The following is a 19348-nucleotide window of genomic DNA, read 5'->3' as shown; positions in this document are numbered from 1 at the left end:
TGCGGCACCTGGGCAAGCCTCGCCGACCTGCGATGTTCACGGTAATTACTTGGGAGGAATGATGACTGAGGTGGTAAATGCTACCGAGCTGAAATACGACGCCCGTGGGTTGATTCCTTGTGTGGTTCAGCAGTATGACACCGGCGAGGTGCTTATGGTTGCTTGGATGAACGAGGAGTCGGTGGGGCTGACGCTCAAGACCGGTACCACGTGGTTTTGGAGCCGCAGTCGCCAGGAGCTCTGGAACAAGGGCGCGACGAGCGGCAATATGCAGGAGGTCAAGGAGCTTTGGGCCGACTGCGATAGCGATACGCTGCTGGTCAAGGTTGACTCGCCGGGTCCGGCCTGCCATACCGGCAACCGTACCTGCTTCTTTAAGAAACTCGCGTAGGGCGGGCGCTCGATTAGACGCTCGGCCAACCAGAAAGGATTGAACTATGGGTGTGCGCACCGCAAACGTTCAGGATGGAAATATCGGTGAGACGCTGACGGGGCTCGCCGAGGTGATTCACGGCCGTCGCGACGCATCGCCGCAGGAGAGCTACACCGCTCGTCTGTTGACCGACGTCGAGGACGAGCTGCTCAAGAAGCTTGCCGAGGAGGCGAGCGAGGTGATCATGGCCTGCAAGGATAACGATCACGATCACATCCGCTACGAGGCCGGCGACCTGGTCTACCACCTGCTCGTGACGCTCGAGCGCTACGGCATCACCCTCGACGAGCTGGCCGGCGAACTCAACGCCCGCCGCCACTAGTCGTTTGGGACAGTCTTTGTTGGTGTAACGGGGTCATGGAAGTTGCGGTGAAATAGGGACTGTTTAAGCGCTTCATCAAGCAAAACAATCCCTATTTCACCGCAACTTATGAAGGGATGGCTAGGCGAGGGGCGTGGATTCCCATTCGCCGGTGGCGTGGGGGATGTCGAAGGTTCGATAACCGCAGTCGTAGGCGTGCGCCTGGGCCTCGCGGATGTTCCAGCAGATATCGCAGGCGCGGTGCGCGTCCGAGCCAAAGGTGATCGGCACTTCGGCATGGGCAAAGCAGCGCAAAAGACCGGTTGCGGGGTAGTAGTCGCCCAAGCCCTTGCGCGGTGCGGCCGTCGAGACCTCAACGCGGCGGCCCGTATCGTGCGCGCACTCTGCCATCTGCTGCCAAAACGGTGCGGGGTCAAAATCGGGCGCAAAGCCTTCCTTCGAAAAGCGCATGACCAGGTCGGGGTGAGCCATCACATCAAAGTTGAGCGGGCTCTCGCAGGCGCGGCACCAGTCATCGACATAGCGCTCCCACACGCCGCGTACCCCCAGGTTTTCCCAAACGTGCAGGTTGGTGTCATCGTCGATCCAGCCGCAGCGCGAATCGGGCGTATCGGGACGAGCGACGTCCTCCGTTCCCGCCGTACCCGCGGCACCGGCCATGATATCGCCTGGGTTGCCAATCCAGTGCACACTGCCCAGGCGCACGACGGCGCCCTGGGACCAGCGCTCAACCAAAGGCTCGCAGCCCTCGTACCAATCGCATTCGAAACCGTAGATAAAGGTGAATTCTGGCGCAATCTGAGCGGCAAGATTGCGAGCGTCCTCAAAAGCCAGACGATGTGCCGGCAGGTCGCCCTCGACGACCTGCACCTCGCAGTTGGCATCCATGCTGGCAGGTAGGGTGAGATGGTCGGTCGAGACCATGGCGCGGCAGCCGGCGGCGACAGCGGCGCGGACGTTGTCCTCAAATGAGGCATGGCCGTCCGAAAACGAGGTGTGGGTATGGCAATCGACCAGCGGGCACATAGGCATAGCGGCTCCTTTGCATTTGGCGAATCCGCTCCATTGTAATGGCGCAGCCTCGGCGCGTCGTACGCGCGGGGTGCCGAAATCGATTGGAAAGGGTGCGCGGCGCGTGGTGCGGCCTCGCTTGCGCTTTCAAAACATGTACATTAGCCTCCAAAAGCTGCAAAAAATGACATGTTTGGAGGCTGACGTACACGTTTGAGTGGAGCGGGCCGGCGTTGGAGCGCGCCAGCACTTGCGCCCAGCAAAAGTCGCACCTATCCCATGACGCCGCCCCTGCGCCGCCCGCGATGTGCTAGCGTTTGGATGAACAAAACGAGCCCGTGCGGAAAGGAGCCGGACCGTATGCCATGCGATAGCAAATCTCCGCTGTCTCGCGAGACCGATGCGCCCGAGACCATCGTCAAGCTGGAATGCGACATCGACGATGCGTCGCCCGAGGTACTCGCCTACGCCGCCGACCGCCTGCGCGAGGCCGGTGCGCGCGAGGTGCACTGGCTGCCCGTTTATTGCAAGAAAGGCCGCCCCGGCTGGCAGCTGCAGGTAATCTGCACCTACGGGGATATCGAGCGCCTGCAGACGATCATCTTCTTGGAAACCACGACCAACGGCATTCGTCGCCAGGTCATGGAACGCGTTTGCCTGCCACGCCGCTTTGAGCAGGTGACGACGCCATGGGGTGAGGTGTCCGTCAAGGTGGCCACCCTGCCCGACGGCAGCGAGCGTGCAGCGCCCGAGTACGAGGACTGCGCCCGCCTTGCCTGCGAGCACGGTGTGCCGCTCCAGCGCGTGATGCAGGCAGCACAAGCCGCGGCTCTGCAATTTGAGTGACACGGTCGGCGACGCGCCACACCCACCCCATCAACCTCACCGAAAGGACCACCATGAAATACCTCATCGCCTCCGACATCCACGGCTCGGCATACTGGACCGAGCGCCTGGCCATCGCCATCGAGTCCGAGCAGCCCGACCGCATCGTTCTGCTGGGCGACCTGCTCTACCACGGTCCGCGCAACGACCTGCCGCGCGACTATGCTCCCAAGCGCGTGATTCCGCTGCTCAACGCCCTAGCCGACCGCATCATCGCGGTGCGCGGCAACTGCGACGCCGAGGTCGACCAGATGGTGCTCGACTTCCCCGTCATGGCCGACTACGCCACGCTGTTCGACGAGACCGGCCGCGAGCTGTTCCTGACGCACGGCCACGTCTTTGGCGCCGGCATGCACAACAGCGTCGACCACGCGCCCGCGTTGCCCGAGGGCTCCGCGCTCGTCTACGGTCACACGCACATCAAGGTTAACGAGGCAAGCGAGGCGCACCCGGGCCTGTGGCTCTTCAACCCCGGCAGCGTGAGCATCCCCAAGGACGGCACGCACAGCTACGGCATCTACGAGGGCGGTGCGTTCCGCCACGTGATCCTGGAGGAGGAATAACCATGGCGCAGCACATGGCTCAGCAAAATGCCGAGGGCTCGCGCGATCTGTCCACGCTGGTCGACGCGTCGGCCGAGCTGCAGCATCTGGTGCAGACCATCTGGCGTCTGCGTCAGCCCGATGGCTGCCCGTGGGACCGCGAACAGACGCACCGCAGCATTGGCAAGAACATGATCGAGGAAGCCTACGAGGCGCTCGATTGCATCGAGACCGACGACGCGGCGCATCTGCGCGAAGAGCTCGGCGACGTGCTCATGCAGGTAGTGTTGCATGCGCAGATCGCGGCGGACGCCGGTGAGTTTACGTTGGCCGATGTGGCGCGCGATATCGACGCCAAGCTCATCCGTCGTCACCCGCACGTGTTTGGCGATGTGGATGCCGATAACTCTGACGAGGTGCTCAAGATTTGGGACGAGGTCAAGCTTGCCGAGAAGGCCGCCAAGGACAAGGCCGTGGCGGCAGGCGAGGCCGCGCCCGAGGGCCTGCTCGACGGCGTGCCCACGCACCTGCCGGCGCTGATGCAGGCTCAGAAGGTGTCGCGCAAGGCGGCTGCCGTGGGTTTTGAGTGGGAGACGGTCCAGGACGTGTGGGACGAGGTCGCCGAGGAGCGCGCCGAGTTCGAGGCCGAGGCTCCCGGCTCGCCCGAGCGCGAGATGGAGTTTGGCGACCTGCTCTTTGCCCTGGTCAACGTTGCGCGCAAGGAGGGTATCGACGCCGAGAGCGCCCTGCGCGCGAGCACGGCCAAGTTTCGCCGTCGCTGGGCTGCGATGGAGCAGATGGCGGCTGATGCCCACGTGGATCTTGCCGAGCTTTCGACCCATGGCCTCAACGACCTCTGGGATGCCGCAAAGGCAGAGGAGTAAGACTGCGGGGGCGACGGGACGGACTTGTCCCATCGCCCCATTATTTTTTTAAAAAGATTGTATCGCTTGGCTAACTTAGGGCATAATGCAAAAAGTGCGACAAGGCTAACTTATGAACCTTCGCGCCGCTGCAGCGTGTAAGCCGCGTCGCCAAGCATTCAACTCGTTTCCAAGTGAGAGGGAGACAACATGAGCGATATTTTGGATGTTTACGGTCGCGAGGTGCTCGACAGCCGCGGCAACCCCACCGTCGAGGTCGAGGTCGTGCTCGAGGACGGCAGCTTCGGTCGCGCGATGGTGCCTTCGGGCGCTTCGACCGGCGCTTTCGAAGCTTGTGAGCTGCGCGACGGCGACAAGGGCCGCTATCTGGGCAAGGGCGTCTCGCAGGCCGTCGAGCACGTCAACAACGAGTGCGCCGATGCCGTCGTAGGCCTCGACGCCTTCGATCAGCGCGCCGTCGATGCCGCGCTAATCGCCGCGGACGGTACGCCCAACAAGACCAAGCTCGGCGCCAACGCCATCCTAGGCGTGTCGCTGGCCGTTGCCCGCGCCGCAGCCGAGTCGGCGGGCCTGTCGCTGTACCAGTACCTGGGCGGTGTCAACGCCCATCTGCTGCCCACGCCCATGATGAACATCCTCAACGGCGGCGTGCACGCCGACAACAACGTCGACTTCCAGGAGTTCATGATCATGCCGGTGGGCGCCCCGAGCTTTGCCGAGGGCCTGCGCTGGTGCGCCGAGGTCTACCACACCCTCAAGGGCGTGCTGCACGAGGCCGGCCTGGGCGGCGGCGTGGGCGACGAGGGCGGTTTCGCGCCCAACCTCAAGACCAATGCCGAGCCGTTCGAGTACATCACCAAGGCCGTCGAGAAGGCCGGCTTTAAGCCCGGTGTCGACTTCATGTACGCCATGGATCCGGCATCGACCGAGTTCTACAACGCCGAGACTGGCATGTACGAGCTCAAGGGCGAAGGCGTGGAGTACACGAGCGCCCAGATGGTTGATTACTGGGAGAAGCTCGTCGACACCTATCCCATCATCTCCATCGAGGACGGCATGGCCGAGGAGGATTGGGACGGCTGGGTCGAGCTCACCCGTCGCATTGGCAACAAGGTGCAGCTGGTGGGCGACGACCTGTTCGTCACCAACACCGAGCGCCTCAAGAAGGGCATCGAGCTGGGCGCCGCCAACGCGATCCTGGTCAAGGTCAACCAGATCGGCACGCTCACCGAGTCGCTCGAGGCCATCGAAATCGCCAAGGAGGCCGGCTACGCTTGCATCGTGAGCCACCGTTCCGGCGAGACCGAGGATTCCACGATCGCCGACCTGGTCGTGGGCGTCAATGCCGGCCAGATCAAGTCGGGCGCCCCGTGCCGCAGCGACCGTATTGCCAAGTACAACCAGCTCATCCGTATCGAGGACGAGCTCGAGGGCAGCGCGCGCTACGCCGGCAAGGCCGCGTTCTACAACATTCGCTAGGCAAGCGGCGTGTGCGGGGGCGGGGCTGACTCGGATTCGCCTTGCTCCCGTCGGGCACTGTTGAGCACCATTGGGCGCTGGGCCATATGGCTCAGCGCCTTTTTTATGTCGAGCAAGGGCCGCCGAAGGCGGTGCGCGCACTCGTGCTATAACTAAAAGACTTAGCGCAAACAAACCTCAACCGCACAAGGCGCACATGGATCAGATTTACGACAACAGGTACTATTCCGCCGGTTCGCGTGAGCCGTCACCTCGCCGTGCGCGCACGGTGCAGCTCGGTGGGTCCGCCTACGCCGGCGCCGACCGCTCCATACAGCGCCCGACAAGTACCTCGCGCCCCAATGCTCAAGTGAATACTTCGACAGATGGACCAGTGCGCCCGGCACGTTCGTCGCATGCTCAGCGCTCGTCGGCTCAAACGCACGATAGGTCGAGCAGGCCCTCGAACCGTCTTTCGGGCTCGGACTTTATGCACTACGCCAACGACAACGCGGTGGTCAAGGCGATCTACGACTTTACCCACGGTCCTCAGCGAGGGCTATTCATCGGCATCGTCGTTGCCCTGGTGCTCGTGAGCCTGTATTTCCCCGTGCGCGACCTGTACGTGGCAAAGCGTTCGAGCGATATCTTGGCCAAGCAGGTCGAGATTCGCCAGCAATACAATGATGAGCTGCAAAAAAGCGTCGACAAGCTGCTCTCGGAGGAGGGTATCAAGGACGCGGCATCCGAGGACCTGGGCCTGGTGATGCCCGGCGAGAAGAGGATTGAAGTGCAGGGCCTGGACGGCGATTCGGACTCGTCGTCGGCTGAAAAGAAGTCGTCGAACGCCAAGAAGGCCAGCGAGGTGGCCAAGGAGATCGAAGAAGTCGGCAAGGACGCGCCATGGTACATCCAAGCGCTCGACATGCTGTTTGGGTTTAACGGCGTCGAGGGTCAGACGGTCGTGTCCAACGGCAAATAGCGCCCGGAGGGGAGCTCGCAATGACAAATTGCAAATGCTATAAGGTGGCCGCGATCGACCTGGGAACGGTGTCGTCGCGACTGGTGTTGGCGCAGGTCGAGGCCGGGGCGATCGTGGAATCGTCCAAGCATACCGAGATCACCGACTTGGGCGAGGGCGTGGACGCGACGGGGCGCTTTTGCGAGGCGGCCGTTGAGCGCGTGCTCGTTGCGTGCCGCATGTTTGTGGACGAAGCCCGTACCTTTGGGGCCGCGTGCGTCTGCACCACCTGCACGAGTGCCGCGCGCGATGCGTCCAATGCCGCGCTGCTGCTGGACGGTCTGCGCGATCTGGGGCTCGAACCGCAGGTGATTCCGGGCGAGGTTGAGGCGCGCCTGACGTTTTTTGGCGTGGCACACGACTTTGCTGGCGAGCGCATCATCGTCGCCGATTCGGGCGGTGGCTCCACGGAGCTCGCGACGGGCGTCTATGCGCCTGAGCGCGGGGTCTTTGCGCTGGAGGGAACGCGCTCACTGGACATCGGTTGCCGTCGCGTGACGGAGCGGTTTTTCTCTGCGCTGCCGCCGTCGACGAATGAGCTTGCGGTTGCCGCCGCGTGGGCGAGCGAGCAGTTCTCCGCCTATTTTGAGGGCCTGCCTGTCGACTTTGAGCGCGCCGAGCGCCTCGTCGCGGTGGGCGGTACCGTCACCACGCTCGTGGCGCTGATCCACGAACTGGAGCCGTACGACTCGAGCTTTGTGCACCTGCGCGAGCTTTCGATGGAGCAGATCTCGGCCGCCATCGATCGTATATCTACGCTGGATGTGGAGGGTATCGCCGCGCTACCGGGTGTACAGCCCAAACGCGCGGGCGTGATTCTGGCTGGCGCCGTGGTGATCCGCGAGCTCATGCGTGCCGGCGGTTACGACATGCTCACCGTAAGCGAGAACAGCCTCCTCGCCGGTATGGCCGCCACCATCAACGAGACCCTCGACGGCGCGACTCCCACCATCGCATGGACTCCCAGCCTCAGCGCCCTCTAAATAAGTTGCGGTGAAATACGGACTAAAATCGCCCTTTCGGGCGCCAAACAGTCCCTATTCCACCGCAACTCAACAGCCGGCACCTGGGGACAGTCCTTGCGGGGCGTCCCCACAGCGCCTATGCCAGCTTGTCGATTTGCCCAATCTCCCAAAGCGGAATATTGACGAGCATGCCCTCGTCTCTATATGCCGCCAGGGAGCTCCTCACGCAACGCTCGAGCTTGAATTTTTCGCAGGCTATTTTCAGACTCTTCGCTTTAAGGTTCTCTGCCGCCTTGACCTCAAGCGGAAGCACGGTTCCCGCATGGTCGATGGCAAAGTCGGTTTCGGCATTGCCAGAGGTAGAGGACCAATACGCGGGAGTTTTGTCCTGGAGCAAAAGCTCCTGCGCGACGTATTGTTCGGTCAGCGAACCTTTGAACTCGGTAAAAACAGCGGATCCGTTAAGAACGATGGCCGGAGAGAGACCGGAGAGCGCTCCGAGGATGCCGGTGTCGATGCAGAACAGTTTGAAGCCCGAGAGGTCTTCGTAGCTCGAGAGCGGCGCCTTTAGAGCGGAAACACGTGGCACCTTATGAACGATTCCGTAGTCCGTGAGCCACTGGAGGCTTTCCTCAAAATCGCGTGCGCGCGCTCCGGGGCGAAGGGCGCCATAGACAAACTTCTTGTTCTCTTTGGCAAGCTGGCCGGGAAGGGATTTCCAAACCAACCTCATGCGCTCGATGATGCGGGCGGGTGCATGTTTGCCAAAATCGGATTCGTAAGCCTCGATGATTTGCTGCTGAAGCCTTCGGGCTTCGATGAAGTCGCGTGTCTCGGCGAAAGCGGAGACAACTTCGGGCATACCGCCGACAACAAGGTATTCCTTGAGCAAGTGTTCGAGCTTTTCGGTAACGTTTGCTAGAAGGTTCATGTCTGCGGCAAGGATGGCGTCGGCGAGCGGGTCGCCGTCGACGGCACGAACGAACTCGGCGAACCCCATGGGACGCATGGTGAGCTGGTCGATTTTGCCGACGGGAAATGACTCATTTTCGCGTCGGAGCGCGAGGCCCATATAGGAACCGGCTGCTACGATGTGGTATTCGGGTGCAAGCTCGTTGAAGTACTTGAGCGAGGTGATCCCGCGCGGGGCCTCTTGGATCTCGTCGAAGATGATGAGCGTGTCTGCTGGCGTTACAGTTTGGCCACGTAGGAGTTCTATCTGGGAGATGATGCGCTTGGGGTCGAGGTCCCCATCGAACAGCGAGCGTGTGCTCGGCTCGAGCATAAAGTCAAAACGAATGACGTTTCGATACTGCTGGCTTGCGAATTCGTTAAGAAGCCAAGTCTTTCCTGTCTGGCGGGCTCCCTTAAGCAAGAGAGGTTTGCGATTCGTCCTTGATTTCCAAGCGATAAGTTCGCTCATAAGCTGTCGCTGCATATTGCCTCCCAACCCTCTCGGTTAGTATAAGGCCATTTGGGTGTTTCCATCGGAAAATGTGCGAGACAACCACGTTTTTCCATCGGAAAATGTGCGAGACAACCACGTTTTTCCATCGGAAAATGTGGTAGGAAACTCATTGGGTGGGCGGAAAAAGTAGTCAAAAAAGCCCCGTCCCAAATGAGCTGCTCTGCAGTTGACGGCGTCCAAAGGAAACGAGCCCGCATCCCTGGGGAACACGGGCTCGCAAGCTCCATATGGTAGGGGCGGTGGGACTCGAACCCACAATCCTTGCGGCGAGAGATTTTAAGTCTCCTGCGTATGCCAATTCCGCCACGCCCCCGTGAGACTAGAAGTCTAGCACAAGCCGTCCGTTACGCGTTGACGGCCATCGAGTGTTGGCCCGACTTCTCCAGGAACTCCTGGAACTTGGCTTCGTCACCCTTGTTTTGGTACTGCAGGGCCAGCAGGTATTCCAGGCGGCAGCTCTTGACCTTGTCGTCACCGGCCTCCTTGAGCATGCGCTCCAGCTCGGGAATATCGTTGTGGCGCTTGAGGATCATCGTGTCGTACATCAGCTGGCACTCGTGTGCGACTGCCTCGGCCTGACCGCCCTCAAAGCCCTTGATCTCGTGCAGCAGCTCCTTGGACTTTTTGCGGTCCTCCTGGCCAACGTAGTAGTTAAAGGCCTTAATGACCAGGTCGACACGCTGCATCTTGGGCAGGTTGAGTCCCAGCAGCAGGTCGAACATCTCGTCGGCGCGCTTATGGTCCTCGCGCAGCAGATAGGAGTTCAGGCGCAGGTAGTCGCGGTTGTAGCGCGGGTACAGCATGCTGGTGAGTTTGCCGTCGAGCAAACGATCGAACTCGTCCCACTGCTTGGCGGCCATGAGCTGCTGCAGGCGTTTAAACGTGGTGCGTTTTTTGACGCTAAAGAACACCGACACGGCGATGCAGATGATAACGACGGCGGTCCAGAGTGTGCGAGAATCGGGCATATTAGGGTCCTTAGTCGCTCATAAAGCGAGCGGTATGACAACATGTACTAGATGTATTATACGCAGCGCGAAAGCAAACTGGCATAAAAGCTCATCGAGGCCGAGTGCCATCGCTCGCTGCGGTACACTTACCTAAAGTAAACCATGAAGGGAGACATTACCTATGAAGAAGATCGTTTTGGCTTGCGGTGCTGGCGCTGCTACTTCCACGCTCGTTGCCCAGAAGGTCGCCACCCTGCTCGACGCCAACGGTTACGCCGGCAAGTATGAGATTGTGCAGTGCGCCATCTCCGAGGCCAAGGACTACTGCGACGAGGGCGCCGACCTGCTGATCGCCACCACCGTTGCCCCCGAGGGCCTCACCTGCCCGTACGTGAGTGGCGTGCCCTTCATGACCGGCATGAACCGCGTTGCCGCCGAGAAGGCCGTTCTCGACGTCATGGCTCAGTAGGCGCTGACTGCATGAGTGAGCAGAACGCCAACCCGGTAGAGCTCTTTGGTATGCGCGTTGCCCATGTGGGCATTAACGCCACCGACCCGGCAGACGCCCTGGAGATCGCGGAGCTGTTCTCGACGATGATGGGCCTGCCCGTCATCGAGACCCCGGTTTCGTACTTCAACGATTCGCTGGTCGAGATCATGAAGCAGAACGGTCGTGGCACCAAAGGCCACATCGGCTTTGCCGTTAACGACATCGATGCAGCTGAGAAGTGGTTTGCCGAGCGCGGGCTCGAGGTCAACGAAGAGTCGCGCGCGCTGCTGCCCGACGGCGGCACCAAGCTCGTGTATTTTAAGCGCGAGTTCGCCGGTTTCGCCGTGCACCTGTGCCGCGAGTAGCGCACAAGCTGCCATAGCTGGCAAAAAGGGATAGGGCCGCGTGGCCCTATCCCTTTATTTATGCCGAGGGGCTTCCTATCGTGGCAGGCGAATCGTAAAGCGGCTGCCGACCCCTTCGACCGAGGTCACACCGATGACGCCGCCGTGGCTGTCGACGATCCACTTGGCGATCGCAAGCCCCAGACCCGAACCCTGTGCGCCGGCATCGCGCGCGTTGTCGGCACGGTAGAACCGCTCGAACGCGTGAGCTGCGGATTCCTGGTTCATGCCGATGCCCTCGTCCTCAACACTTATGTCGATCGTGCCCGCGCCCGCATCCGGCGTTATGCCAAATGTGACGGTCGTTCCCGCATCCGAGTACTTGGCGGCGTTTTGCACGATCACGCGCAGAGCCTGCTTCACGAGCGCCACGTCAACGGGCGCGTCGCAGCGCGGGTCGCTGACAAGCACAGCGTCAAAGGCCAGTCGATACGTGTGCTCGGTATCGATCATCTGCGATTCCTCGCATACCTCGCCGACCAGCGCGGCCAGGTTGGTATTCGCGCGCCGCAGTACGGTGCGTCCGGCATCGCCGCGTGCCAAAAACAGCAGCTGCTCCACAAGCTCTTGCATGTGCTCGCTTTCGGCTTTAAGGGACGCGATGGATTCTGCCAGCACGTCCGGGTCGTTTTTGCCCCAGCGGTCGAGCATGTTTACGTAGCCCTGAATCACCGCGATGGGCGTGCGTAGCTCGTGGCTTGCATCGTTGACAAAGCGCATCTGCTGCAGCTTTGCCTCTTGCATCTGGCGCAGCAGGCGGTTGAGCGCGACCTCGATGCTTGCCAGGTCGGCGTCGCCGGTGGTGACGCTCGGCGAGTCGACGCTTGCGCGCTCGATGGCCTGCTCCAGTGTCTCCATTTTGCCGCCGGCGAGTTGCATGCGGCCGAGTTCGTCCACGCGCAGTGCCAAGTCGTTGAGCGGTGCCATGGTACGGCGCACACGGCGGGCACCGCCGAGCATGTTGAGCACGCTGATGACCTGCCAACCCACAACGACAAGGTAGAGAGGCCATAGCGCGACGAGGTCCTGCGCGAGGGGGAAAGTCTTGGTGGTGCGCGCAAGCTCGACGGTATAGGTGAGCGTTGTCAGGTCCCAGCCGCGCGCGGGCGTCAGCGACATGCCGTGAACGGTGGCGCCGGGGATCCATCCTGCGGTAAACGCGCCGTTGGGCAGCGTCTGGTTGTATCCATAGACAAGGATCGCCGCCACAATCACTACTAGCAGCAGGTCGAGCCAAACGTAGCTCATTAGGCGGCGCCACATATAGCTCCAGTTGATGGCGCGGGCGATGGAGGTGACGCGCTTGGCCTCGGCGTTACGCGCGGCAGACATAGCCCACCCCGCGCACGGTCTGGATGATGCGGACGCCGCCGGCGTCCTCGATCTTGGCGCGTAGATGCGCGATGTGCACGTCGACGTTGTTGGTGTCGCCCATGTATTCGTAGCCCAGCGCTTCGTGCGCGATGCGTTCGCGCGTGAGCACGGTCTCGGCATGCGCCATAAGCAGGGCGAGGACATCGAACTCGCGGGCCGTGAGCGCAATGGGCGAGCCGCCGACCGTGACTTCGCGGCGGTCGGGGTCGAGCGCAACCGAGCCCACGGCGAGCGTGGCGGGGGAGAGCGAGGCGGAAACCTGGGTCGAGTCACTGACCGGGGGCATCGCAGTGGCGCCGACACCCGTGCCGCCTGCCGCGCCCGTCCCGATGCCGCCAACGCCTGAAGCCGCCCGCACGGCCTCCGAGCGCTTCAACGCCACGCGGATCCGTGCGAACAGCTCCTCAATCGCAAACGGCTTGGTCAGGTAATCGTCGGCGCCGGCATCGAGCCCGGCCACCTTGTCCATCACGGCATCGCGCGCGGTGACCATTATCACCGGCACATCCTTGTGCTTGCGGACGCGCCGCAGGACCTCCATGCCGTTGAGCTGCGGCAACAGCACATCGAGCAGAATAAGATCGTAGTTGCGCTCCAGCGCCAGGTCCACGGCGGTGCGGCCATCGGCGGCGTGTTCCACCTGGTAGCCCTCGTGCTCCAGCTCGAGCGTCACAAAGCGGGCGATTTTCTCCTCGTCCTCTACGATCAGGATCCGTGCCATGCGTGCCCCCGTTTGCGATTACTTGTCGTCGTTCAGATTTTGCTTGATGTCGTCCGCGGCATCGGCGGCGTGATTCATAAGGTTGTTGATGCTGCCGGGCACGTCGCCGTCGCTGTCGATGCGGTAGCGCATGCCAAAGAACAGGCCAATCAGCATTAGCCAAATCGTAGCGCCCCAGGCAAACAGGGCGATGATGGGGATCAGGATGGGGATGTTGAGGATGATCGCATCGCGGCGCGTGGCGATAAACTTGGTGTCCAGGCTCAGGCGGAAGAGCTTTTTGAGGTACTCCCATACGCTGTCCATCTTCTTGGAGAAGTCGGTCTTTTCGCTCGACTTTTCGTAGGCGGCCTGCGCGGCGATCATCTCGGCCGAGGGCTCATCGACCGGCTCAGACTCGGTGGCGGCATGCGCTGATGTGGTCTGGGTCTTGCCCTGCGACTCGAGCCAAATGATGGCGTCCAAAACGTTGCCGTCGGCGGCGTCGAGCGCCGCCTTGGCATCGGTGTAGCTCACGTTGCACTTGGTGCGGATGGTTTCAACTTTTTCGAGGTCGTCCATGACCTGTCCTTTCGTTCGATGGGCGCGACGCCGGGCGATCTGCCCGGGCGCGAGCGTTGCGTTCGGCGGCCTGCGTGGCGCCGCCCCGCCCTTGGTCGAACTCTATAGTGCAGGTTATAGATTAAGCGATTCTTGAGCCAAGATTAATGTTGGATGAGTTTTTGGGTAGCGGTGGGAAAAGTATTAGACCTCGATAGCGGGGGATGTGGTGCCGGTGCAAAACGGCGTCAAAGGTTGGTCGAGCAGGCGGTTTCTCCATTGATGTCCGCACGACATGTGACACTTACCCTGCCGCCCTGCTCTGCCGCGGTGGCATGTACCCAAACAACGGTCCTCTAAGGAGTTCGATATCGATGAGTGATAACACCAAGCATCTCGCAAAGAAGTGCGTCAAGGACGCGGGGCCGTGCCTCGCGCTGTGCGTAGCCGGCGCAGCGGTCGCGCTGCTGGCTGTTCTGGGGCCATTCGACGTGCTCCGAAGTGCCAGTTCTCTGCATGTTTGCATGGCCCTTGCCGGCGCCATGATGACCGGCGGCGTGCTCGATCTGGTTTTTTGGGTGCTTGACCCGTTTGGATGGAAGAACGAGGGGTAAGCCCTAAGGGATGGAAGGGCTGGAACGGTTAGCTTAGTAATCGTGCAGAATGCGGGCTAGCGACTTGCAGGGAAGTGGTGATCCGATGACGGTCTATGTGACGAGCGACATTCACGGTGGGCTCGACATGCAAAAGCTGCGCGACTGGGAGCTTGGGGATAGTCTGACGAGTGACGACTGTCTCATCGTCGCCGGCGACTTTGGCTTTCCCTGGGATTTCTCTGCCGAGGAGTGCGCCGATATCGCCTGGCTGGAGTCGCGCCCCTATACCGTGCTGTTCGTCGACGGCAACCACGAGCGTTTCGATCACTGGGCGGAGCGACCCATGGAGTTGTGGCACGGTGGACTGACGCAGCGCCTGTCGGATACCTCGCCCATACGGCGCCTGACGCGCGGCGAGGTTTTTGAACTCGACGGCTCAACGATCCTTACCATGGGCGGCGCCACGAGCGTGGACAAGGAATACCGCATTCCGTATTCCAGCTGGTGGCCGCAGGAGCTGCCGGACGAGCGCAACTTTGAGGAGGCGCGGACAAAGCTCGACAGCGTGGGCTGGAAGGTCGACTACGTGATCACCCACACCTGCTCTACGCGCATGCTTTCGCCCACGCTCTATCCGGCGCCCGGCTGGAATTGCCCCGCCGTTGATCGGCTTACGGCGTTTTTCGATGAGCTGGAAGATCGCTTGGACTACAAGCGCTGGTACTACGGGCATTTTCATCGTGATGCCAACCCGGCCGAGCGCCATACCGTGCTCTACGACTGCATCGTTCGCCTGGGCGACGAACTCCAGTCCTGGGATGTTGCGTAGAGGCGGGATGGCTGGCTACTCGACCGTTACAGTGATGTTCTCCCGATGCGCGCGGATAACATCCCAGCTAAAGTGCTCGACCAGCTGCTCGGCAGAGCGCGGCGTGGTGCCCGGCGCGATGCCCGTTTGCCCGGCGAGCCATCCTAGCAATGCCTCGGGCGTGCCAAAGCGGGCGCGGAGCTCGCCCAGGTCCAGATCGCGGTCTCGTTTGGAAAGGCGGCGGCCGTCCGGCGACATGAGCAGCGGAATGTGCGCGTAGCGCGGCGTGGCCAGTCCCAGTAGATGCTGCAGGTAGATCTGGCGCGGCGTGGACCCCAGCAGGTCGCATCCGCGCACGACCTCGGTGACGCCCATGGCGGCGTCGTCGACCACCACGGCTAGCTGATAGGCAAACACGCCGTCGCTGCGGCGGACCAAAAAGTCGCCGCACTCGGTGGCGAGTGCCTCGCATTGGGCTCCGTACGTGCGGTCCACGAATTCGATCACGTCGCCGGCGAGGTCGTCGACGGCGGGCACGCGCAGGCGCGTGGCCGGAGCGCGCAGGGCGCTGCGGCGGGCAACCTCCTCGGCAGAAAGGTTTCGGCAGGCGCCGCGGTAGATGGGCGTGCCGTCGCTGGCGTGCGGCGCGCTCGCGGCGTGGAGTTCGGCACGCGTGCAAAAACAGGGATAGGTGAGGCCGGCGTCTTGTAGCTGGCGCAGGGCGTCCTCGTACAGATCCAGGCGATCGTGCTGGTAGTAGGGGCCTTCGTCCCACTCGAGCCCTAGCCAGGTCAGATCGTCAATCAGTTGAGCGGCAAGTTCCGGGCGCTTGCAGCGATCGTCCAGGTCCTCGATGCGCAGCACGATGCTGCCGCCCTGGCTGCGGGCCGAAAGCCACGAGCACAGGCAGCTGAACACGTTGCCCAGGTGCATGCGGCCCGAGGGCGACGGGGCGAAACGGCCCACGACGGGCGCGGGGGCGGAGGCGGGTGGCGTCGCTGGCGCGTCCGCGGCGGGCGTTGCTATGTTGCGTGTTTTGATATCCATGCGGACGAGTATAGCGCGGGGTGAGGTGGGGGGGGGCGTCGTCGATGCTCGCGAGTTGCCGAGGCTGCGTGTTGTGCGCGGCGGGCACCGACTCAACACCTCGATTGCCGCCCCAAGCTCAGCCCCTTCAACCCCTCAAACGACAGAAACCCCGGCAGCTCTTCGCAACTGCCGGGGTTTCCGCGGAAAAGGGGGACATGATCCTCAAGCGAACGGCAAAGGGGCAAACCGTTTTCGCTCAACTGCTTTATGCCCCTCGCTCGCCGGCTTAATCGGCTCACGCCGCGCCCACACAAAGCCGCTACACCTGTGACGGAGCTATGAAGTGGTATCTATTGCCGGAGCGGGCTATGCCAAGGAGTGTCCCAGATTGCCGGCAGATAAGGAACGTCCCCAGGTGCCGGCCGCGGGCGTGACTTTCGTCCCGTTTGATACTCCGCTGACCTAGATGTTCGTCACATGAACCCGCAAACGTGGGACAATGACGCTACTGGTATCACAGACAAAGGATGTGCCTATGAACGCCCCCGTTGCCAAGACCTGTCGGCAGCGCTGCCCGTTTGCGCGATTTGCTTCCATTTGCGCGCTCGTCGCGTGCGCGCTGCTGCTGTTGCCCGCCGTTGCACGTGCCGACGGGTATTCCATGACCCAAACCTACATCAGTGCCACGGTCGAGGCCGATGGATCGCTGACCGTTGTCGAGGGGCGCCAGTTTGATTTCGATGACGACATCAACGGCGTGTTTTGGGAGATTAATACGGGTACCAACCAGCAGGGTGGCACGGCGGGCGTCGATGTGCTGAGTGTCGAGGAAGGGGACACCGCGTTTAACAAAGTCGATAGCGCGAACAAGGGCGATTCTGGCGTCTACACGGTCGAGCAGGCCGGTGACGGCGTAAGGATTAAGGTGTTCAGCCCCCACGAGAGCGGCGACAGCGCGATCTATTACGTGAGCTACACCATGACCGGTGCGGTTATGAACTGGGCCGATACCGCCGAGCTCTACTGGAAGTTCGTGGGCGACGGCTGGTCTGCGGATTCCGACGATGTCGAGATGGAAGTGCGCTTCGCAAATGCCGCTGCCGGGACGGCGGCCGTCAAAGGCGATAACTTCCGCGCATGGGGCCACGGTCCGCTGGCGGGCGACGTGTCGCTCGATGAGGACGAGCCCATGGTCACCTATACCATTCCCTGCGTGCATCAGGGCGAATTCGCCGAGGCACGCATCGCCTTCCCCAGCGACTGGGTGCCGCAGCTTGCCACCTCGGGCGAAGAGCGCATGTCAACGATCCTGAGCGAAGAGAAGGAATGGGCCGACGAAGCTAACGCCCGCCGCGCTCACGCTCGCATAATTGCCAATGCACTTGCCGTGCTAAGTGTTGTTGCGGCGGTGGCCTTTACCGGCACAATCGTTATGCTCAAGCTGCGCAAGCGCAAGCCCAAGCCGCTTTTCCAGGACGAATATTTCCGCGATGTGCCCTCGGCCGACCATCCCGCCGTGCTTTCGGCCCTCATGAGCTGGAACGAGGTGCCCGATCAGGCATATATCGCCACGCTCATGAAGCTCACTGACGACCGTGTGATCAAGCTGGAGCAGGCGACCGTGACCAAGGCCAAGAAGGGTCTGTTGGGGCGTGAAAAAGAAGAGCAGACGTATCGCGTGACGGTGAGCGATGCGGGCTGGAAGTCGGCCAAGGGCATTGACCACATGGTGCTCAAGGTCTTCTTTGCCGGTGCTAAGCCTGACGAGAACGGCGATCGCTCGCGCACGTTTGACGAGCTGCAGCACTACGTCAAGCAGCACGCTACGCCCGTGGGCGATAAGCTCGAGGACTATCAGAACACCGTTAAGGGCAAGTTGGCCGATAGCGAGTACGTTGCCTCGGACGGCATTGTTGCAATGGTGTCTTGCCTGGTTCTTGGTATCCTGATTGCCTTTGTTCCCGTGGGATCTATCTTCTTTACCGATGGCGCACAGACGAACATTACCGCCGCGGTTATCTCGGTGCCGATTGTGCTGGTGGGTATCGGCGTGGGCCTTACGTTCCGCCGCTTTACGCCGGAGGGCGCCGAGGTGGCGGCTCGCTGCAAGGCGCTCAAGCATTGGCTCGAGGACTTCACGCGTCTAAAGGAAGCCGTCCCCGGCGATCTGGTGCTGTGGAACAAGCTGCTGGTGATGGGCGTGGCGCTGGGTGTTTCCAAGGAAGTGCTGCGTCAGCTTGCCGAGGCCGTGCCGCCCGAGGTGCGCGAGGCCGACGGCTTCTATGACAATTATCCCTGCTACTGGTGGTACTACCATCATTACGGTATCGAGTCTCCGCTCGATTCGTTCGATGACGTGTATCACGAGAGCATCCGTGAGCTGGCGTCGAGCTCCGACAGCTCGGGCGGCGGCGGAGGCGGCGGCTTCTCTGGCGGCGGAGGCGGCGGCGTCGGCGGAGGCGGCGGCGGAACGTTCTAGCGCGCTCTGATTTTTGGGATGGATCTTCTCCGGCGACTGTTGGCGGAAAATCTATCCCATTTTTATGCGCTACCTACGAAGGCTGTCCCCAACGACTAATCACTGGGAACATCCCTAAATGACTAGGTATGGCTGCTGGGTTTAGGCTGTTAGATCGAGTTCGTAGAGAAAGCTTTCGCGCGGCATGTCGTGACGGCGCTCTTCGCGGTTGGCGCGGTGCGTGGCCGTGCGCTTAAAGCCGTGCAGCTCGTAGAACTTCCACGAGCAGTTGGAGTCGGTGTACAGGTGCGCCCTCGTCGCTCCAAGCGAGGACAGGTGCGAGACGGCGGCATCGAGCAGAACCGTGCCAACGCCCAGACCATGGACATCGCGATCCACGGCAAGCAGCGTGACCTCGTTGTCGTGCGGCAACGGGCTGCTCTCGAGCAGGCGGTTGTTGGTTCGGATGGTTGCGCGCACAAACGATAGATACTCGGCGCAAGCATCGGGCTCCAGCTCGCGCATTTGCGATAGCAGCGCGCGTTCGGTATCCATCCAATGCTCCTTAACGGTGGCGCCGGAGCTTTGTCCCGCACGCGCGAGCGAAATGCCGCGCGCCTGACCGTCGATTACGGCAACCTGCGAAAACGTCGACGACGAAAGACAATAGGCGAGGTCGCACGCGGCCTCAAGGCGGTTGTACTCATCGTTATCCGAATTGTTATGCCAAAGCTGCTGCAGAATCAGCGCGATGGCGTCGAAGTCTTCGGTATCAAACGGTCGGTAGAGAACCCGCGAGACCATGGTGCCTCTTTCTTTTGCGGATGCATATCGAGCACAGTTCTACCACGCCATTGGCATCGAATTATGGTGCCCCTGTGTTCCATGAACTCACCGTGCCCGGTGCCGTGCCCATCCCCTCCGCTCGCAAACTTTTGGTTGATTTCCGATCTCAGCCGAACACATTAGGCGGACAGGCCGTTCCCGCA

At 61.7% G+C, this 19348-nt stretch carries 21 protein-coding genes and 1 tRNA gene; 13 read left to right on the top strand and 9 right to left on the bottom strand.

Annotated elements, in window-relative coordinates:
* Window positions 1-61: 61 nt before the first annotated feature.
* Window positions 62-391 (top strand): phosphoribosyl-AMP cyclohydrolase, encoded by a 330-nt coding sequence (hisI, locus tag DXC52_RS08040; protein ID WP_117746844.1) that lies wholly within the window; start codon window positions 62-64, stop codon window positions 389-391.
* Window positions 392-437: 46 nt separating this feature from the next.
* Window positions 438-755 (top strand): phosphoribosyl-ATP diphosphatase, encoded by a 318-nt coding sequence (hisE, locus tag DXC52_RS08035; RefSeq protein WP_006235893.1) that lies wholly within the window; start codon window positions 438-440, stop codon window positions 753-755.
* A 120-nt stretch (window positions 756-875) separates the two neighbouring features.
* On the opposite strand, the gene DXC52_RS08030 is transcribed toward hisE, so the two are convergent.
* A complete protein-coding gene (locus DXC52_RS08030; RefSeq protein ID WP_117746843.1) occupies window positions 876-1787 on the bottom strand; it encodes a PHP domain-containing protein in 912 nt (303 codons plus the stop codon).
* A gap of 339 nt (window positions 1788-2126) precedes the next feature.
* On the opposite strand from DXC52_RS08030, the gene larC reads away from it, so the two are divergent.
* From larC to DXC52_RS08000, 6 genes are all read left to right on the top strand, one after another.
* Window positions 2127-2612, top strand: a complete 486-nt coding sequence (larC, locus tag DXC52_RS08025; protein WP_229042063.1) for a nickel insertion protein — start codon at window positions 2127-2129, stop codon at window positions 2610-2612.
* A gap of 53 nt (window positions 2613-2665) precedes the next feature.
* Window positions 2666-3214, top strand: a complete 549-nt coding sequence (gene yfcE, locus DXC52_RS08020; protein WP_117746841.1) for a phosphodiesterase — start codon at window positions 2666-2668, stop codon at window positions 3212-3214.
* Window positions 3215-3216: 2 nt separating this feature from the next.
* Complete coding sequence (gene mazG / locus DXC52_RS08015; protein ID WP_117746840.1) at window positions 3217-4077, top strand: nucleoside triphosphate pyrophosphohydrolase; 861 nt, start codon at window positions 3217-3219, stop codon at window positions 4075-4077.
* Between the two features lie 189 nt (window positions 4078-4266).
* Complete coding sequence (gene eno / locus DXC52_RS08010) at window positions 4267-5556, top strand: phosphopyruvate hydratase (RefSeq protein WP_117746839.1); 1290 nt, start codon at window positions 4267-4269, stop codon at window positions 5554-5556.
* Between the two features lie 196 nt (window positions 5557-5752).
* Window positions 5753-6517, top strand: coding sequence for a hypothetical protein (locus DXC52_RS10290; protein WP_230308442.1), 765 nt, complete (start codon window positions 5753-5755; stop codon window positions 6515-6517).
* A 20-nt stretch (window positions 6518-6537) separates the two neighbouring features.
* Window positions 6538-7539 (top strand): hypothetical protein, encoded by a 1002-nt coding sequence (locus DXC52_RS08000; protein ID WP_035137718.1) that lies wholly within the window; start codon window positions 6538-6540, stop codon window positions 7537-7539.
* A 118-nt stretch (window positions 7540-7657) separates the two neighbouring features.
* Here the strand turns inward: DXC52_RS08000 and DXC52_RS07995 are convergent, their stop codons facing one another.
* The 3 genes from DXC52_RS07995 to DXC52_RS07985 form a co-directional block, all read right to left on the bottom strand.
* The gene (locus DXC52_RS07995) at window positions 7658-8959 is read right to left on the bottom strand and encodes an ATP-binding protein (RefSeq protein WP_117746838.1); all 1302 of its coding nucleotides are present in this window, start codon (window positions 8957-8959) and stop codon (window positions 7658-7660) included.
* A 258-nt stretch (window positions 8960-9217) separates the two neighbouring features.
* Window positions 9218-9302 (bottom strand) — tRNA-Leu (locus DXC52_RS07990).
* A 31-nt stretch (window positions 9303-9333) separates the two neighbouring features.
* Complete coding sequence (locus DXC52_RS07985; protein WP_117746837.1) at window positions 9334-9957, bottom strand: hypothetical protein; 624 nt, start codon at window positions 9955-9957, stop codon at window positions 9334-9336.
* Between the two features lie 163 nt (window positions 9958-10120).
* Here DXC52_RS07985 and DXC52_RS07980 point away from each other — a divergent pair, with 163 nt between their 5' ends.
* Together DXC52_RS07980 and DXC52_RS07975 are read left to right on the top strand one after the other, a co-directional pair.
* Window positions 10121-10408 carry a PTS sugar transporter subunit IIB gene (locus tag DXC52_RS07980; RefSeq protein WP_117564906.1) on the top strand — a complete coding sequence of 96 codons (288 nt, stop codon included), beginning with the start codon at window positions 10121-10123 and terminating at the stop codon, window positions 10406-10408.
* Window positions 10409-10419: 11 nt separating this feature from the next.
* Window positions 10420-10794: a VOC family protein gene (locus DXC52_RS07975; protein ID WP_055310391.1), complete on the top strand. Its 375-nt coding sequence runs from the start codon at window positions 10420-10422 to the stop codon at window positions 10792-10794.
* A 75-nt stretch (window positions 10795-10869) separates the two neighbouring features.
* Here DXC52_RS07975 and DXC52_RS07970 read toward each other — a convergent pair whose 3' ends face one another.
* From DXC52_RS07970 to DXC52_RS07960, 3 genes are read right to left on the bottom strand one after another with little or no spacing between them, the layout of a single operon-like run.
* The gene (locus tag DXC52_RS07970) at window positions 10870-12165 is read right to left on the bottom strand and encodes a cell wall metabolism sensor histidine kinase WalK (RefSeq protein WP_117746836.1); all 1296 of its coding nucleotides are present in this window, start codon (window positions 12163-12165) and stop codon (window positions 10870-10872) included.
* Window positions 12149-12928: a response regulator transcription factor gene (locus DXC52_RS07965; RefSeq protein ID WP_055310393.1), complete on the bottom strand. Its 780-nt coding sequence runs from the start codon at window positions 12926-12928 to the stop codon at window positions 12149-12151. The genes DXC52_RS07970 and DXC52_RS07965 overlap by 17 nt, the downstream gene beginning before the upstream one ends.
* Window positions 12929-12946: 18 nt before the next feature.
* The gene (locus tag DXC52_RS07960; RefSeq protein ID WP_117746835.1) at window positions 12947-13489 is read right to left on the bottom strand and encodes a DUF4342 domain-containing protein; all 543 of its coding nucleotides are present in this window, start codon (window positions 13487-13489) and stop codon (window positions 12947-12949) included.
* Between the two features lie 353 nt (window positions 13490-13842).
* Between DXC52_RS07960 and DXC52_RS07955 the strand changes: the two genes are divergently transcribed.
* Both DXC52_RS07955 and DXC52_RS07950 read left to right on the top strand, forming a co-directional pair.
* The gene (locus DXC52_RS07955) at window positions 13843-14082 is read left to right on the top strand and encodes a hypothetical protein (protein ID WP_117746834.1); all 240 of its coding nucleotides are present in this window, start codon (window positions 13843-13845) and stop codon (window positions 14080-14082) included.
* A gap of 85 nt (window positions 14083-14167) precedes the next feature.
* Window positions 14168-14893, top strand: a complete 726-nt coding sequence (locus DXC52_RS07950) for a metallophosphoesterase (protein ID WP_117746833.1) — start codon at window positions 14168-14170, stop codon at window positions 14891-14893.
* Between the two features lie 15 nt (window positions 14894-14908).
* Here the strand turns inward: DXC52_RS07950 and gluQRS are convergent, their stop codons facing one another.
* Window positions 14909-15919, bottom strand: coding sequence for a tRNA glutamyl-Q(34) synthetase GluQRS (gene gluQRS / locus DXC52_RS07945; protein WP_255413403.1), 1011 nt, complete (start codon window positions 15917-15919; stop codon window positions 14909-14911).
* A gap of 517 nt (window positions 15920-16436) precedes the next feature.
* On the opposite strand from gluQRS, the gene DXC52_RS10010 reads away from it, so the two are divergent.
* Window positions 16437-18380: a DUF2207 domain-containing protein gene (locus tag DXC52_RS10010; protein ID WP_158554620.1), complete on the top strand. Its 1944-nt coding sequence runs from the start codon at window positions 16437-16439 to the stop codon at window positions 18378-18380.
* 141 nt (window positions 18381-18521) lie between these two features.
* On the opposite strand, the gene DXC52_RS07935 is transcribed toward DXC52_RS10010, so the two are convergent.
* On the bottom strand, window positions 18522-19163 hold the full coding sequence (locus DXC52_RS07935) for a GNAT family N-acetyltransferase (RefSeq protein WP_117746832.1): 642 nt from the start codon (window positions 19161-19163) through the stop codon (window positions 18522-18524).
* Window positions 19164-19348: the final 185 nt, after the last annotated feature.

Source organism: Collinsella sp. TF05-9AC, from assembly GCF_003438495.1.
Classification (GTDB): Bacteria; Actinomycetota; Coriobacteriia; order Coriobacteriales; family Coriobacteriaceae; genus Collinsella.
This window is presented reverse-complemented; position numbering and strand designations above follow the sequence as displayed.

Coding starts and splice junctions, on each gene's coding strand:
- DXC52_RS07985 (WP_117746837.1), bottom strand. CDS start 9,957: ATGCCCGATTCTCGCACACTCTGGACCGCCGTCGTTATCATCTGCATC.
- eno (WP_117746839.1), top strand. CDS start 4,267: ATGAGCGATATTTTGGATGTTTACGGTCGCGAGGTGCTCGACAGCCGC.
- DXC52_RS07950 (WP_117746833.1), top strand. CDS start 14,168: ATGACGGTCTATGTGACGAGCGACATTCACGGTGGGCTCGACATGCAA.
- DXC52_RS07995 (WP_117746838.1), bottom strand. CDS start 8,959: ATGCAGCGACAGCTTATGAGCGAACTTATCGCTTGGAAATCAAGGACG.
- mazG (WP_117746840.1), top strand. CDS start 3,217: ATGGCGCAGCACATGGCTCAGCAAAATGCCGAGGGCTCGCGCGATCTG.
- gluQRS (WP_255413403.1), bottom strand. CDS start 15,919: ATGGATATCAAAACACGCAACATAGCAACGCCCGCCGCGGACGCGCCA.
- DXC52_RS10010 (WP_158554620.1), top strand. CDS start 16,437: ATGAACGCCCCCGTTGCCAAGACCTGTCGGCAGCGCTGCCCGTTTGCG.
- DXC52_RS07975 (WP_055310391.1), top strand. CDS start 10,420: ATGAGTGAGCAGAACGCCAACCCGGTAGAGCTCTTTGGTATGCGCGTT.
- DXC52_RS07960 (WP_117746835.1), bottom strand. CDS start 13,489: ATGGACGACCTCGAAAAAGTTGAAACCATCCGCACCAAGTGCAACGTG.
- DXC52_RS07965 (WP_055310393.1), bottom strand. CDS start 12,928: ATGGCACGGATCCTGATCGTAGAGGACGAGGAGAAAATCGCCCGCTTT.
- yfcE (WP_117746841.1), top strand. CDS start 2,666: ATGAAATACCTCATCGCCTCCGACATCCACGGCTCGGCATACTGGACC.
- DXC52_RS07955 (WP_117746834.1), top strand. CDS start 13,843: ATGAGTGATAACACCAAGCATCTCGCAAAGAAGTGCGTCAAGGACGCG.
- hisI (WP_117746844.1), top strand. CDS start 62: ATGACTGAGGTGGTAAATGCTACCGAGCTGAAATACGACGCCCGTGGG.
- DXC52_RS07980 (WP_117564906.1), top strand. CDS start 10,121: ATGAAGAAGATCGTTTTGGCTTGCGGTGCTGGCGCTGCTACTTCCACG.
- DXC52_RS10290 (WP_230308442.1), top strand. CDS start 5,753: ATGGATCAGATTTACGACAACAGGTACTATTCCGCCGGTTCGCGTGAG.
- DXC52_RS07970 (WP_117746836.1), bottom strand. CDS start 12,165: ATGTCTGCCGCGCGTAACGCCGAGGCCAAGCGCGTCACCTCCATCGCC.
- DXC52_RS08000 (WP_035137718.1), top strand. CDS start 6,538: ATGACAAATTGCAAATGCTATAAGGTGGCCGCGATCGACCTGGGAACG.
- larC (WP_229042063.1), top strand. CDS start 2,127: ATGCCATGCGATAGCAAATCTCCGCTGTCTCGCGAGACCGATGCGCCC.
- DXC52_RS08030 (WP_117746843.1), bottom strand. CDS start 1,787: ATGCCTATGTGCCCGCTGGTCGATTGCCATACCCACACCTCGTTTTCG.
- DXC52_RS07935 (WP_117746832.1), bottom strand. CDS start 19,163: ATGGTCTCGCGGGTTCTCTACCGACCGTTTGATACCGAAGACTTCGAC.
- hisE (WP_006235893.1), top strand. CDS start 438: ATGGGTGTGCGCACCGCAAACGTTCAGGATGGAAATATCGGTGAGACG.